Source organism: Seonamhaeicola marinus (assembly GCF_008085455.1).
In genome coordinates, this window is record NZ_VSDQ01000729.1 from 180,381 (window position 1) to 197,349 (window position 16,969).

10 protein-coding genes are annotated in these 16,969 nt (G+C 34.6%); 3 read left to right on the forward strand and 7 right to left on the reverse strand.

All coding sequences use genetic code 11. The annotated features are described in order from the left end of the window. Positions 1-5 precede the first annotated feature (5 nt). From FUA24_RS21775 to FUA24_RS21805, 7 genes are all read right to left on the reverse strand, one after another. On the reverse strand, positions 6-2,402 hold the full coding sequence (locus FUA24_RS21775) for a TIM-barrel domain-containing protein (protein ID WP_148545193.1): 2,397 nt from the start codon (positions 2,400-2,402) through the stop codon (positions 6-8). 115 nt (positions 2,403-2,517) lie between these two features. Continuing rightward, entirely contained in the window at positions 2,518-3,489 is a 972-nt protein-coding gene (locus tag FUA24_RS21780) for an alpha/beta hydrolase (RefSeq protein WP_148545194.1), read from the reverse strand. Positions 3,490-3,494: 5 nt separating this feature from the next. Beyond that, positions 3,495-5,441, reverse strand: coding sequence for a glycoside hydrolase family 13 protein (locus FUA24_RS21785; RefSeq protein WP_148545195.1), 1,947 nt, complete (start codon positions 5,439-5,441; stop codon positions 3,495-3,497). Between the two features lie 16 nt (positions 5,442-5,457). After that, positions 5,458-7,764, reverse strand: a complete 2,307-nt coding sequence (locus FUA24_RS21790) for a glycoside hydrolase family 65 protein (RefSeq protein ID WP_148545196.1) — start codon at positions 7,762-7,764, stop codon at positions 5,458-5,460. A 12-nt stretch (positions 7,765-7,776) separates the two neighbouring features. Next, entirely contained in the window at positions 7,777-8,430 is a 654-nt protein-coding gene (gene pgmB / locus FUA24_RS21795) for a beta-phosphoglucomutase (RefSeq protein ID WP_148545197.1), read from the reverse strand. A gap of 10 nt (positions 8,431-8,440) precedes the next feature. Further along, positions 8,441-9,802 carry an MFS transporter gene (locus FUA24_RS21800; RefSeq protein ID WP_148545198.1) on the reverse strand — a complete coding sequence of 454 codons (1,362 nt, stop codon included), beginning with the start codon at positions 9,800-9,802 and terminating at the stop codon, positions 8,441-8,443. Positions 9,803-9,934: 132 nt separating this feature from the next. Further along, positions 9,935-11,008 carry a LacI family DNA-binding transcriptional regulator gene (locus FUA24_RS21805; protein ID WP_148545199.1) on the reverse strand — a complete coding sequence of 358 codons (1,074 nt, stop codon included), beginning with the start codon at positions 11,006-11,008 and terminating at the stop codon, positions 9,935-9,937. 246 nt (positions 11,009-11,254) lie between these two features. Between FUA24_RS21805 and FUA24_RS21810 the strand changes: the two genes are divergently transcribed. The 3 genes from FUA24_RS21810 to FUA24_RS21820 are packed head-to-tail and all read left to right on the forward strand — an operon-like array spanning position 11,255 to position 16,967. Next, the gene (locus tag FUA24_RS21810; RefSeq protein WP_148545200.1) at positions 11,255-14,200 is read left to right on the forward strand and encodes a SusC/RagA family TonB-linked outer membrane protein; all 2,946 of its coding nucleotides are present in this window, start codon (positions 11,255-11,257) and stop codon (positions 14,198-14,200) included. 11 nt (positions 14,201-14,211) lie between these two features. Continuing rightward, positions 14,212-15,813 carry a RagB/SusD family nutrient uptake outer membrane protein gene (locus FUA24_RS21815; protein ID WP_148545201.1) on the forward strand — a complete coding sequence of 534 codons (1,602 nt, stop codon included), beginning with the start codon at positions 14,212-14,214 and terminating at the stop codon, positions 15,811-15,813. A gap of 20 nt (positions 15,814-15,833) precedes the next feature. After that, complete coding sequence (locus FUA24_RS21820) at positions 15,834-16,967, forward strand: SusE domain-containing protein (RefSeq protein ID WP_246147138.1); 1,134 nt, start codon at positions 15,834-15,836, stop codon at positions 16,965-16,967. Positions 16,968-16,969: the final 2 nt, after the last annotated feature.

A 16,969-nucleotide genomic window follows, 5' to 3' on the forward strand; every position in this document is an offset into this window, starting at 1 on the left:
TGGATTTATTTTTTGTTTAATTTAATTTTAATTTCTAATTCGTTTGAAGGATGCCAAGCTACTGGTATTGTAAGGCATTTTGTTTTATCATTCCAGTCTACATCTACTTTTTTCTTATCCACTTTTATTCGTTTTGGTTGATTTTGAATGTTATGAATTACAAGGTCGATATGCTTAGTAACGGGTTCAAAATCACTTCCTATTTCAGCTTCAAATTCTACTTCTAAACAACGTTTTTCCAGTTCTGCCTCAAATTCTAAAATTTCATAATTCCCCTTTTCATAAGCTTGTGCTGTTTTGCCATCATCATTATAAAACTCAGATTCAAATTCTTCTTCCGAAGACACAAAATAATAGTGTAACTCCAAGGCTTCTCCATTGTACTCTTTGGTGGATTGCATTGCTTTAGCCATTGGAATAAATGCACCTCCTCTTATAAAAGTTGGGATATGATTTTCTCTAAGCTCCAGCATTTTGGTTTGTCCGCCCTCAATGATGTTATTTGTATAAAAATTAAACCATTTAGCGCCTTTTGGAAAGTATACCTCTTGTTGCTTAGCCCCTTTAGTTAATACAGGTGATACTAAAATATCATTACCCCATAAATATGTCTTTGAATAATTCATTAATTCTGGGTTATCTGGTTCTTCAAAAAGTAAAGGACGCATTAAAGGTTTACCTTCTTGATTATTTTCAAAGACCAAATTGTAATTATATGGCAACAATCTGTATCGTAATTCAATAGCTGCTTTTGCCAAAGCTTTGGCGTTTTCACTTCTAAAAACAGGTTCACTAGGCACATCTTCTTGTGCATGCGGACGATAGACAGGTTGAAAAACACCGTACTGCAACCAACGCACATACAGCTCATCATCTAAATTAGCACCAGCAAACCCTCCTAAATCACTATGCATATAGGCCAACCCCTGCATACCCATTTGTAAAGCTATTTCTGGTTGACTTTGAAGTCCGCCCCAAGTTCTATTTACATCTCCAGACCAGGGCACCATAGCATAACGTTGTGAACCAGAATAACCTGCTCGCATTAGAGTAAATGGTCTCTGATTGGGATTAAACTCTCTATTTGCCTCATAAACTAGGCTTGCCCAATCATGCCCATAAATATTATGCATTTGATTGGCGGTTCCTGCAGCGTGTATTAACCCTTCCGGATGCACTTCTGGCTCTCCTAAATCTCCCCAAAAACCAGTAACTCCCATTTTGGCTAAACGCTTATATACATCCTTAAACCACCTATTTCCTTGAGGATTATAGATATCTACTAAACCTGTATTCCCAAAGTAAAAATCGAATGTAAATGGATTCCCTAGTGTGTCTTTAGCCAAAACATCTTCCTTAACAGCTTCATCCCATCGTTTTGAAGTTGATAGCACAAAAGGTTCTGTAATTAATATGGTTTCCACATTCTTAGCTCTTAGATTTTTAATCATTTGAACTGGATCTGGGAAAGAATCTTTATAAAATTCTAAATTTCCCATAGTGCCTTTCATCTCCTTACCAAACCAATACAAATCAAGAATAATAGCATCAACAGGAATTTCCTCTTCTCTAAACTTTTCAATTGTAGCTTCTGTTTCAGCTTGAGAGTGGTAACCAAACCTACTAGAAAAATTACCTAAAGCCCATCTTGGCAACATAGGTTGTTTCCCTGTTAAGTCAGTATAGTTTTCAAGAACATCATACCAAGAGTCTCCAACAATAATCTGGTATGTTTTTCGTCCGGAAATTGTTTCATAGGTTAAGGTGTTATCCTCTTTACTATCTAAGTCTAAAAAGCCAATAGGCGCATTGTCAAAATGCATCATGTATTTACTAGAAGACAATACGATAGGCATGGTGTAATTCATTAATTCACTATGCGTTTCGTACCCATAATGTGCTCTGTTATACAGCTGTAATCTATGTCCTCTCCTATTCATTCCTAAGGCTCTTGCGCCTCCACCATATAGGACTTCGTCTTTCTTTAAGTTAAACTGAAGCGTTTCTAAACTATCGTTTTTTACGTAGCCTGCTTTTTCTGAAATTAAGAAACTATCCTTGTAGTAATAGGAGATTTTAAACGGTACATGCTGAATTTTAACTGAAACACCATTCATTTTAATTTCAGTAATTCCTTGAGTTTCCAGAATTTCTGGCTTAACCTCTTCTGGTTTTAAAACCACGGCATGCGAACTTGAGATATACTCATTTCCTCTAGGAATAAAGGAGGTTTCAATTATCTCATCTTTATAAGATTGAAAACGATATAAGCCGTCATTGGTGATAACCTCAACATGGTTTTCAAATTTCTTTATTTCCTTAAATTTTCTATTTGGATTTTGTCCATAGAAAATTGTTGCCGAGAAAATGAAAAATAGGGGTATTAGTTTTAATGTTTTCATTTTATATGTGTTTCTCTTTGTCGTTCCGATCGCAGAGGAGGAATCTCAAGATTATAACAATATGTGATTTCTTGTCGCTCGTGCCTCACTCTGTCGAAATGACAAGCGAAAATTTTTACTCCTTCAATAAAAACTCAGCTGGGATTTGATAACGTAAGTTCCAAGAATTCTCAGAATGATCATGACCTTCAAACTTTAAATTTCTTGAATTTGTCTCGTTATAGCCTTTCAATTTTAATATCTCATCTACTCTATGCTGATACGGTAAATAAAATTCATCTAAAGTTTTTGTACCATAATCAAAATAGATTTTATGATCTTTCGGTGAAGGTATGTTCTGCTCTAAATATGTAAAAAACGTCTCTGGAATTGGATTGTTTTCAAATGGTACAAAGCCAATCCAATGCGTAGACAAGCAGGCAGCACCTCCAAAAACTTCTGGATATTCACAAATTGCATACATAGAAATTAATCCGCCCATGCTAGACCCTGAAACAAAAGTATTCTCTGCATTAGTTTTTACAGAAAAATTAGCATCAATAAAGGGTTTTACTTCTTCAACAATAAATTTTAAATAATTGTCTGAATCCATTTTATTACTTGCTAAATATTCGTTTTGTGTTTTTGCAAAGTTTGAAATAGAATCTTTAATAGCTTGAGGAATTAATTCGAATGGTTTCTGCGGATAATAATCTGAATGACGAATATCTGCATGATTAAACATGGCAACAACAATGGTTTTTCTAATTTTATTTTCGGCATGCAGCTGCCCCATTATATCGTCTATTTTCCATTCTTGTTTATTCCAAGTTGTTGTTGAATCAAATAACATTTGCCCATCATGCATGTATAAAACCGCATACTTTTCATTTTCAGAATATCCATTAGGCAACCATACATCTACAGTTCTTGGACGCACATATTTTGATGGAAAACTATCAATTCTCTTAATTGTTCCTGAAGCCAATTCCCCAGGGTATTCCGAAATTCTAATTTCGGGCATTTTTTTCTGAACTTCTTTTTTTGAGTTTTCCTTGCAGGACATTGCTATTATTACCAACAAGAATAGGATTGTTATGTTTTTCATTGTTTTTATAGCTTTGTTGTTAAAATCATGCTTCCTTTTTCAGTTAACGCTAAAGTATCATTCCAAACAATAGTATCTCCTGTTACAATGTTCTTTAATGTTTTTCCTTTTAAACCTATTTCCTCAAAACGAGAAAGGTCTAAATCAAATTTTTCAGAACGCTTGTTTATAATGGTAACCACAGTTTCATCTTTGCCCATTCTAAACATAAGGTATATTCCATTTTCAGGTGCAAAATGCACAGTTTTACCTTCATGAATGGCTTTACTGTTTTTCCTATGGTTTAATATACGTTTTAGGAATGTTTGCATTTCCTTTTGTTCATCGTTTAATCCTTCTCCTGTAAATGCATTCACTTTATCTCCTAACCAACCTCCCGGAAAATCAGTTCTTATAAGCCCGTGGTCTCCAGGTTTTGCAAAGTCATCCATAAAAATCTCAGTCCCATAATATACTTGTGGAATTCTTGGTAATGTTAGTATATAGCTTAGTGCCATTTTAGTATTTACTTTATTACCATTTAATTGGGTATATATACGACTCATATCATGATTATCTGGAAAAATCATAATGTCTTTAGGTGTGGCATAATGAAAATCATTTGCTAAACCTTCATACATTTTTACCAGTCCTTTATCCCATGATTCTTCTTCATTCAGGGCCTCTACTATATTCTTTTGCATGGCAAAATCCATAGATGATTTCAGATTAGAATCGTAACCATCTTTATTATTAGCACCTTCTTGCCAATACCCAATTAACAAAGGGTTATAGCTCCACTCTTCTCCTACAATACTAAAATTAGGATACTCATGCATTATAGCACCTGCCCAGTTACTCATAAAATCTTTATCCGGATACGGATATGTATCTTGGCGAATACCACCTAGATGAGCCATTTCTATCCACCAAATACTATTTTGAATAATGTACTTAGCCATAAAAGGATTGCGCTGATTTAAATCTGGCATTGTTGCAACAAACCAACCATCAGTCATTCCTTCTTTATCATTTTTTGCTGCGTAGATATCCTGATTACTGGTCCTTCTGTGATTAGATGTATTTACAGTTTTCCAATTCCAATGGTCTTTGTTCTTCTCGTAATACTCCTGATCATTCACCCAGTCTTTAAATGGTAAATCCTTCATCCACCAATGTTCCAATCCGCAATGGTTAGCCACTTGATCCATGATAAGTTTCATCCCTTTTTCAGATAATTTAGAGGACAGTTCTAAATAATCATCCAAAGTCCCGAATCGCGGATCTATTTCATAGAAATTGGTCATAGCATATCCGTGATAAGAACCTTCGGACATATCATTGGTTAACAAAGGACATGGCCAAATGGCTGTAAAACCCAAATCAGATATGTAATCTAGATGTTTAGTAATCCCTTCAATATCTCCCCCATGACGCTTATAGCCATCTTTTCTATCAATACTGGTTTCATTCATTGATGCCACAATATCGTTGTCAAGATTTCCATTAGCGAATCTATCTGGAGTTATTAAGTAAATAGCATCTGAACTGTCAAAACCAACAAAATCTTCGGCAGGTTTTAATCTAGACTTCAATTCATAAGTATGTTCTTTAACTTCTCCGTTTTTAAAAGCGAATTGAATATTAAATTTACCCGCCTTGGTGCCATCTGGAATATTTAGGTCTATAAACACATAGTTAGGACTGTCTGCTTTTTGCACCTTTTCTATAGTTACCCCTTCATAGTTAATACTAGGAGTAGCTTCTGAAATATTAGGGTGATGCACTAAGAGCTGAAGTGATTTATTTTTAAACCCAACCCACCAATTTAATGGTTCAACACGATTTATTTCATGTTTTTCTATTACAGGTTCTGATTTACCAATAATTTCATCTGCTTTTTTGTTGCTCGGATTACAAGACAACGACAGCATCAAGACCCCTAAAAGTATAATACTTAATACCCTTTTCATGGCTTTAGTTTTAAAATTACACAGTAACTAAATTATTTGGTGCTATAGTTACCAAGTTATCATTAACAAGAATTTGTAATTCTTTATCTCCCTCTAATTCAAAGTTAGTTTCGGTCTTAGAAACGTTTACTTTAACAATACTATCTCTAAAATTCACTTTAAAAGAATAGGAATCCCATTTTTCTGGTATTTGAGGTGTAAAGGCTAATTTATCTTCTTTAATTCGCATACCACCAAAACCTTCAACAATACTCATCCAAGTTCCTGCCATTGATGTAATATGTAAACCTTCATGAACTTCATGATTGTAATCATCTAAATCTAATCTAGATGTACGCAAATAGAAAGTATACGCTTGCTCCATTCTACCTAACTTAGCAGCCTGAATACTATGCACACATGGCGACAATGAACTTTCATGTACAGTTAATGGCTCATAAAAATCGAAATGATTCGCTAACTCTTCATCAGTAAATTGATCTTCAAAAAAGTAGAATCCTTGAAGGACATCTGCTTGTTTTATGTATGGTGAACGTAATATTCTATCCCAAGACCAGTGTTGGTTAATTGGACGCACAGACTTTGGTAATTCTGAAACTGAAATCAGCTCTTTATCTAAAAAGCCATCTTGTTGTAGAAATACCTTGTGTTTTTCTGAATATGGGAAATACATATTGTCTGCAACAGCCTTCCAAAGGGCTATTTCGGCACTTGTTAACTTTACTTTTTTTGCTATTCTTGCAAAGTCTGATTGATACTCAGCCTCAACTTTTTCAATACTTTCTAAAGCATAGTTAATACACCATTGTGCCAAATAATTAGTATACCAGTTATTATTTATATTGTTTTCGTATTCATTTGGACCTGTTACGCCAAGAATTACATATTTATTTTTGTCTTTTGAAAAGTTTGCACGTTGTTGCCAAAAGCGCGCAATACCAATTAAAACTTCTAATCCTTTTTCTGGAATATAACTATAGTCTCCTGTGTAACGATAATAGTTATAGATAGCGAATGCTATAGCGCCATTTCTGTGAATTTCTTCAAAAGTAATTTCCCATTCATTATGACATTCTTCACCATTCATAGTTACCATTGGATATAATGCTGCTCCATTAGTAAACCCTAATTTCTGAGCATTTTCAATAGCTCTATCTAAATGATTATAACGGTATTCTAGCAACGTTTTAGCAACACTTTGATCTTTTGTTGCCATATAGAATGGTATACAATAAGCTTCGGTATCCCAGTACGTACTACCTCCATATTTTTCTCCTGTAAATCCTTTAGGCCCAATATTTAATCTTGAGTCTGTGCCTAGATAGGTTTGGTTTAATTGAAAAATATTAAATCGAATACCTTGTTGCGCTTTTACATCTCCCTCAATAGTTATATCGGCACGTTCCCAAATACTTGCCCAGGCTTCTTTTTGTTTGTCCAGTAAAGCATCAAATCCAGTATTAACGGCTTCTTTTAAAACCTTTTTCGCAGCCGAAACTAGTTTAGATTTATCATGATTTCTATCTACTGTGTAACCTGCATACTTTGTAATTGTATAGGTATCTTCAGAGTTAACTTCTGTCTTATACTCAAAAGCAACTTTATTATTTTCTGTATATGAGGATGGTTCTAAATTTAAAGTTTTGCCATTAATAGACACTTGAGATTCCATGTATGTACACACATAAAAATCGGTCTTCATAGTTCTAGCTTCAATAAACGCCTGTTCACCAGCGTTACTAACATTTAGGACGTCCCAAAATTTATCATCCCAGTTGGTATCTTTATTTGTAATGCCATTATCTAAATAAGGTGTAAATGTTATTTCAGCATCTCCATTTAAAGGTGTTACATTGTATTGAATAGCTCCAAGTTCGTCTATATCTAAACTTAAAAAGCGCTTCGTCTCAACTTTTAAATCTACACCATTTGGCATCGTAACCCTAAACGTTCTAGACAACCAACCTTCTTGCATGTTAAGTTCTCTTCTAAACCCTTCAATTTTTTTACAAGTGTTTAAATCTAGAGTTACACCATTAACTTGCACATCAATTCCAATCCAGTTTGGCGCATTTAATACTTTGGCGAAGTATTCTGGGTAACCATTCTTCCACCACCCTACACGTGTTTTATCTGGGTAATACACTCCAGCAATATAGCTTCCTTGAAAAGTTTCACCAGTATAAGTTTCTTCAAAATTAGCACGTTGCCCCATAGCCCCATTTCCAATACTAAACAAACTCTCTGAAGATTCAACCCTATCGGCGTCAAATCCTTCCTCTATAATAGACCAGCTATTTGGTTTTATATAATCTTGATTCATTGTTCTCTCAATTTAGTTCATTAACTTATCAAAGAAGTCTTGTGGCAACTCTGTTAAGTCTTTAAAATTGTAATCTGCTTCATTTAATGTGTCTTTATCTCCTATTCCTACGGAAGTCATATTAGCCACATTAGCAGCTTCTATACCTGCAATGGCATCTTCAAAAACCACACATTTATTTGGTTCTAAGCTTAATTTCTCTGCTCCTATTAAAAATACTTCCGGATCTGGTTTAGCTTTAGATACGCTATTACCATCAACAATACCTGCAAACCTATCGAACAAACCTATTTGCCTTAATATTAATGGTGCATTTTTACTTGCAGAACCTAGTACATACTTAATTCCTTCCTTATCTAAAAAGTCTAATAATTCTGAAGCTCCAGGAAGAATTTCATCGGCCTGCATTTTGGTAATAAAGCCTAAATAATCTTCGTTTTTACTAATTAAATACTCTTGTTTTTTCTCTTCAGAAATACTAATTCCGCCAATTTCCAAAAGGATTTCTAATGATCTTACACGACTTACACCTTTTAAAAGTTCGTTATGTTCTTCGGTAAACTCAAAACCTAAGTCATCAGCTAGTTTTTTCCATGCCAAATAATGATACTTCGCAGTATCCACTATAACCCCATCTAAGTCGAATATGACTCCTATCTTACTCATTTTTGTTCTTTTATGATTTTACTATATCGTCTACGTCCTTAACTTTAGAAACTAAAGTAGCTGCAATTAAAAAGCTAATACCACTCATTACTAAAGCAAATATTGCTTGATCTCCATAAACATACTTTACTAGTGGTCCTCCAATTAAGGCATTAATAATTTGAGGAATTACAATGAAGAAATTGAAAATTCCCATATACACACCCATTTTTTTTGGAGAAATTGCACCTGCAAGAATAGCATAAGGCATGGCTAAAATACTGGCCCAGGCTACGCCTACACCAATCATTGAGACTATTAACCAGTTCTTGTCTGGCATAATGTAAATTGATAGCATACCTAAACCTCCAATTACCAAGGATAAAGCGTGTGTCTTTTTTCTACCAACCTTTTTGGCTATTCTTGGTAAAGCAAAGGCATAAAACGCAGATACTAAGTTGTAGACTCCAAACAGAATTCCTACCCAGTCTCCTGCATCTTGATACGCCGCACTACTGCTATCTGTATGAGACAGCCCGTATATATGTTGAGCAATTGCAGGAGTTGCAAAAACCCACATACCAAACAATCCAAACCAAGAGAAAAACTGCACCCAGCTAAGTTGCCTCATTGTTTCTGGCATCTTTTTGAAGTCTTCAAAAATATCCAGCAAACTAGATTTCTCTTCATCGTTAGAAGATGCCATAGCATCAGAATGAGCCTTTTCATCTTCAAATTTTTTCATCTCTTCTGGAGAGTACTCTTTTGTAGTAATAACTGTGACCAGAATTGAACCAATTAGAACAACAGCTCCAATAATGAAGGACAAAATTAAATGAGTAGGCACTTCACCCGTGTTAGCAGTATTAGACACTCCAAACCAATTACTTACAACATATGGCAACCAGGAACCAATTACTGCTCCAAAACCGATTAATGCTGTTTGAACACTAAAACCTAGTGTTCTTTGGTCTGTTCTTAGATTATCACCAACTAAAGCTCTAAACGGCTCCATAGCAATATTAAAAGAAGCATCCATAATCATTAGCATTCCTGCTCCAACCCAAAGTGCTGGCAAAAATGCAATGAACATATCTGCTTGAGGCATCAATATTAAACCAATTGAGGCTAATATTGCTCCAACAAGAAAATACGGTTTACGTCTTCCAAATCGCCCCCAAGTTTTATCGCTGTAATGTCCAATAACAGGTTGAACAATTAGCCCCATTAAGGGTGCAATTATCCAAAACCACGACAATTCATGAACATCGGCTCCGAAAATTTGAAGTATTCTACTTGCGTTGGCATTTTGAAGGGCAAAACCCATTTGGATTCCTAAGAAACCGAAACTCATGTTCCATATTTCCCAGAAACTTAATCTACGCTTTTCCATTAAATAGTATGTTTAAATTAATACTATTTGATAAGCGAATTACTTATCAAAACTTATGTGAGAAGTGAAAATATAAGTTTTGATTTCGATACAAAGATATAGAAAAGATTTTTACACAACCAAATAATTTTTTTATTTAGTAGATTCTCTTTCAATAATTTCTGTCTCAATTACCATTTTAATAAAGTCCTTTTTACGGTCGGTATTTACAATATAAGAATCTGGTTCAGAATCCTCGGCTTCCAGTCTATCTATCAATAAATTAGCGGATTGCTCTCCTATTTTTTGCCCATGTTGACTCACTGTTGTAAGGCTTGGTGTAGCATGTTTTGAGAGCACGCCATCTGTAAAACCAATAACCTGAATATCATCTGGGATACTATACCCTAATTTCCTTGCAACCTTCATGGCTGTAACCGCATAAAGTTCATTTACAGCAAATAAACCATCAATATTCTTGTTCATTCTAAAAAATGTTTCAATCTCATTTTCTAGAAGTTCTAAATGGTTTTCTACATCTAAACTATCGTCAATTTTTAAAATTAGATTAGGATCCGCTTCTATATCGCAATCTTGTAAAGCTTCTAAATAGCCTTGAGTTCTTAATCTACCTACACTTACATAATCCATTGTGGTAATAAGCGCAATGTTTTTACAGTCTTTTTCAACCAACATTTTAACGGCTTTAACAGCTCCTTTTTGATCATCAACAATTACCTTGTCGCACTCAACCTCACTAACAACCCTATCAAACATAACAATAGGCATACCTTGATCTATCGTAGCATTAAAATGATGGTAATCTTGCTTTAACAAGGTTTCCTTAGATATAGACAATACAAATCCATCAATACTACCACCTGCCAACAGCTCCATATTAATAACTTCCTTTGTAAAGGATTCATTAGACAAACCAACAATAACATTATACCCTCGTCTATTCGCAACCCTTTCAATACCTCGTATAACCGTTGAAAAGAAATGATGTACAATTTCAGGAATAAGAATACCTATGGTCTTAGTTTTCCTGTTTTTTAAACTAAGCGCAATATTATTAGGTCTGTAATTGTACAGTTTAGCAAAAGCCTGAATTTTTTGAGTAGTATCTTCACTAATTTCTTTGCTACCGCTTAATGCTTTAGACACCGTTGAAACAGAAACATCTAGTTCTTTTGCTATTTGTTTTAATGTAATTTTTCTCTTCATCTAATTGTAAAAAATCTATGTGAGCTCAGTTCGTAAGGTTAAAGATAAAAACATAATCAAGAATTTCAATGTATTATGCGATTTTATCAGTTTAAGCCTCAAAAAATAAAAAGTTGTCAACACGAAAACGTTTTCGTTGAATATTTCGTAACTTAAGATTATTTGTTAACAATTTCTTTACATAGTTTTATAATCGAGAAGTGAAAATATATTGACTAACTAAGACATTAATTTAAAGATTATTGTATGAAAACAACAATGAAAAGGTTACTGCTTTTCTTATTTTTTGTGCCTATTGGTTTGTTTGCACAAACTGTAGTTAAAGGTAAAGTAACAGAAAAATCAACAGATATACCCTTACCAGGTGTAAATGTTGTAATTAAAGGTACTACAACTGGTACTTCTACTGATTTTGATGGTGAATATCAAATAGAAGCCAACAGCGGAGACATACTTGTGTTTTCTTACGTTGGATATCAGTCGGTAGAAATTCCTTTTACAGGAGGAGCAACTCTTAATGTTGAGTTAGCAGAAGATGCTGCTCAATTAGACGAAATAGTAATTATAGGTTATGGTACCACAACTAAAAAGGACGCTACAGGTTCTGTTGAAGCCATAACATCTGAAGATTTTACAAAGGGTAATATCGTAACTGCTGAAAACCTATTAAATGGTAGGATTGCTGGTGTTAGTATAAATACAAGTGGTGCTCCTGGTTCTGGTTCGCAAATTAGAATTCGTGGCGGTGCTTCTATTAATGGTTCTAATGATCCATTAATTATCATAGATGGTTTACCAATTTCTAATGATGGTGTTACTGGGTCCAGAGGTGTATTAGCTTCTATAAATCCAAACGACATCGATTCTTTTTCAGTTTTAAAAGATGCCTCAGCAACTGCTATTTATGGTTCTAGAGCATCAAATGGTGTTATTATCATTGTAACTAAAAAAGGTAAATCTACATTCAGCGCAACTTATGACACTCAATATAGTTTTGGTGAAGTTACCAATACTATTGATGTTTTTTCTGGTAATGAATATAGAGATCTTGTAAGATCACAGCCTATTAACGGCACAACAATTGACGAAAGTTTACTTGGTGGTGCTAATACTAACTGGCAAGACGAAATTTTCAGAAACACCGTATCATCTCAGCATAATATAACTATGCAAGGTGCATTATTTAAAGTATTACCAGCTAGATTTTCTTTTGGACTGGTTAATCAAGAAGGTGCGCTAAGAACATCGGAGTTCGAAAGACGTAATTTAAGTTTAGCCTTAAACCCAAAATTCTTTGATGATCACTTAAAAGTTAGTTTAAACGCTAATCTTGCTTTTGAGGATAACAGATTTGCAGATGCAGGACAAATTGGTGCAGCTATGCGCTATGATCCTACAAAAACTGTATACGATCCAAACTCTCCATTTGGTGGCTTTTACCAACACAGAGATGGTAATCAAGTTGCTAACGGAACTACAAACCCTGTAGCACAATTGTTACAGCGCACAAATTTAGGAGATGCGAATAGAGTTTACGGAAATCTAAATTTTGATTACAAATTCCATTTCTTACCAGAATTAAGAGCGGTAATTAACCTTGGTTATGATAAAACGGAAGCTACAGGCTTAGATACTAGAGATAGATTACAAGCAACTACAGACCAAGACATTCTGTTTAAAGGTGAGCGCAGAAACAATTCTCAAAAACGTACCAATGAACTTTTTGATGGTTACTTAAACTATAAAAAAGACATTGATAATATTGGTTTAGATTTAACTGCTGGTTACTCTTACCAAAAGTTTACTAATGAAGGTGTTAATGGAAGAAATTTAACAGATCCTTTAAGCGTCGATGATTTCTACACAGATCCAGATGTTGTTTTAATAGGTTTCTTTGGTAGAGCTAATGTAACACTTAACGATAAATATGCTTTAACACTTACGTATAGACGCGATGGAACTTCGCGTTTTAGCAAAGACAACCAATGGGGTGATTTCCCTGCTGCTGCTTTTGCTTGGACTATTAGTGACGAGGATTTCATGAAAGAATCTAAGGTTTTTTCTAATTTAAAACTTCGTTTAGGTTATGGTATTACAGGACAACAATCTATTACAGAAAAAGATATCTTCTTAAACAGATATAGAAGCGGAAGAACAGATTCTCAATTCCAATTTGATAATGAAGTTATTCAATCTCTAATTGCTTCAGAAATAAACCCAGATTTAAAATGGGAAGAAACTGCAACAATAGAAATGGGTATAGATTATGGATTATTTGACAACAAAGTATCTGGTTCTTTAAACTTTTTCCAAAAGAATTCAACAGATTTATTATTTACCGCATCTGTTCCTGATGGTACAAACTTTTCAAACAGTATCATTCAAAATATTGGAGAACTTCAAATTCAAGGTTTAGAATTCTCGGTTAATACCGATGTAATTAATACTGATGACTGGAAAGTAGACTTCAACTTCAACGCAACCTTATTAGACAGAGAAGTAAAAGAACTTGCTCTTGGACAAGATGTTAGAACAGGAGGTATTAGCGGAGGTACTGGAAACAACATCCAAATACACAGAGAGGGTGAAGCTCCGAACTCATTTTACGTATTCAAACAATTATATGACACCAACGGAAATCCAATTGAAGGTGCATATGCAGACTTGAATGGAGACAATGTAATTAATGACAATGATCGTTATGTAAAAGAAAACCCTGGAGCTAATGCTATTTTTGGTTTCCAATCTAATATTATTTATAAAAATTTCGATTTTGCTTTTAACTTAAGAGCTAACCTTGGAAACTACGTTTATAATAATGTTAGATCTTCTAGAGCACAATACGAATTGTTATTAGACAATGCAGTATTAGGTAACATTCCTACCAGCGTTTTAGATACTAATTTCCAAAGAACTTCTGATGTTATTACTTCTGATGTTTATGTAGAAAATGCTTCTTTCTTAAGAATGGATAACATCACCTTAGGATATACATTCAATGATATTTCTAAACTACTTAAAAGCGTAAGAGTTTGGGGAGGTGTACAAAATGTATTTACCATTACTAACTACAGCGGTTTAGACCCTGAGGTTACAGACAATGATTCAGACCTTACTTTAACATTAGGTATAGATAATGTTGTATACCCAAGACCAAGAACGGTATTGGTAGGAGCAAACATTAAATTTTAAAAAAACTAACTATGAATACAAGATTTAAAATGTATAAAACAATTGGTTTAATATGTCTTTTTATCGTAACACTAGTGTCTTGTACCGATGACTTGAATATTACACCAAATGATGATCAAACTGTTCTTAGTGAAGACCTGTTTGAAGATGAAGCCGCTTACAAACAAGTACTAGCCGGTATCTATGCTAATTTAGCTTTAACAGGTACAGATGGAGCAGGTAGCTCTAACTTAAAGAACATAGACGCAGGTACCAGTCAATTTGGACGTGTACTTTTATATACGCAAACGCTAGCTGCAGATCAAATGATTTGGTCTTATGAAAATGACCCAGGAACTAGAGAATTACAACGTAATATTTGGACTGACCAAAACCCGTTGTTATTAGGAATGTTTAGTAGGGCTCATTTATCAATAGCACTAGCTAACAATTTTTTACGCGAAACTACAGATGATAAACTTAACAGTAGAAATGTTTCTGAAAGTACAAGAAGTGAAATAGTTGAATACAGAGCCGAAGCTAGATTAATGAGAGCAATGGCCTATTACTACTTAATGGATCTTTTTGGAAAAGCAAATTTTGCTGACGAAACTACGCCGATAAACGCAATTCCTGAAGTTTATGAAAGAGCTCAGTTATTCAGTTTTATTGAATCTGAATTATTAGCAATTGAATCTGATTTAGTTAATCCAAGACAAAACCAATATGGTCGTGCCGATAAAGCTGTTGGCTATATGGTTTTGGCTAAAATGTATTTAAATGCCGAAGTATATATTGGTGAGAATAGATATAGCGATTGTATAACTCAGTGTGAAAAAATCATCGCTGGAGGTTATGCGCTTGCTAATAATTACTTGCACAATTTTATGGCAGATAATAATACGAACTCTGCTTTAAATGAAATTATTTTCCCAATAGTTTCAGATGGTGTTACAACACAAAACTTTGGTCCAACAACGGTTATGATTAATGGTTCTGTTGGAAGCTTAGAGGTTAATGGAGCTGAAGTTGGTGTTGGTGCTGCTGGATGGGGAGGCGCTTTAAGAGTACGTAAACAATTTGCACAATTATTTGATGGTGCCTTTGCAAACGATGATAGAAATACCCTTATTTCTGCAAACAGACCAATTGATATCGCAGATATTTCAGATAAGGATACAGGGTACATCATTCAAAAATATTCTAATGCAACGTCTACTGGAGGTTTTGGTGTAGACCAAACCTTTGTAGATACAGATTTTCCATTATTTAGGTTAGCAGATGTTTACTTAATGTATGCAGAAGCGCACTTAAGAGGTGGTGGCGGTAGTGCTACAACAGCGTTAGGATACCTTAACGCCCTAAGAACTAGAGCCAATAATCCTGTAGCTTTAACATCTACAGATATGACTTTAGATTTCATTTTAGATGAAAGATCAAGAGAGTTACATTGGGAAGCACATAGAAGACAAGACTTAATTAGATACAACAGATTTACTGGTGGTAACTACAACTGGGCTTGGAAAGGTAACGGAAGTAGCGGGATAGCTTTACCTGCACATATGGCAGTATATCCAATTCCTTCTGCGAGTTTAGCTTCTAATCCAAATTTAACTCAAAACCTAGGATATTAATAATTTAAAAATTAAAGATGATGAAAAATTTAAAACAATTTTCAGCAGTTAGTATCATTGGTTTGGTTATGCTTTTCTTTGCAACATCTTGTGATGATAACTCAGATACATTTACAATATCGGCACCTTCTGCACCAGTTTTAGCAGATTTGAGTTTTTCTCAATTAGAGTTAGACGCTTTAAATACATCTAATCCAGCTGTAACATTAAGTTGGTCTGAATCTGATTACGGACTACAAACAGCTGTTAATTATGCTGTTCAATTTTCAATAGATGAAGGCTTTACGAATCCAGTCAATGCAGCTACTATTGTAGGACAAACTGCATTAACATTATCTGTTGGAGAAATTAACTCCGCAGCAGGTAACGCGGGTTTAAATCCGTTTGAATGGTCTACGCTTTACACAAGAGTTGTGGCTTCAATAGGTACACAACAAGGTGAAAGCATTGCTTCTAACACGCTTAACTTTCAGGTATTTCCATTCTTTAACTATCCGTTTGAAGACTATTACCTAGTTGGTAACGCAACAGCCGCAGATTGGAACAACAATAATAACAACCCTGTTTTATTTAGAAATCCTGATAATGGTAATCATTACTTCTTTACAGCTTATTTCACCAAAGGTGGTGGTGGCGATGGAGATGGAAGATTCAAAGTCCTTGAAACAAGAGGTCTTTGGCAACCACAATGGGGATCTACCCATCCTGATGGAAGCGACCCAATTGAAACCCAAGGAGAAATAGCTGGAAACCCAGGTACACAATCTGACGATCCAGGAAGATTTGGTGTTCAGGCATCAGGTTATTATGAGTTTACGATTGATTTCGGAACTAAAAAGTATACAATGACACCGTATGACGCTTCAGGAGCAGCAGACTTTACTAGTATGACAATAGGAGGCACAGCGGTTAGCGATACAGCAATGAATCAATTAAGTTTTGATACACATTTGTGGTACATAAGCAGTATACGTTTAGTGCCAGGAGACTTACAATTTACCACCAATACTGGAAGTGCTTGGGGCGGAACAACTGAGTTTTCGGGGCAAGCAACCGAAAACGGAGGAAGTATTCCTGTAATTGTAGAAGACGACTATGAAGTTTGGTTTAATGACCTTACTGGTAGGTATATAATGATACCATTAAACTTATAAAA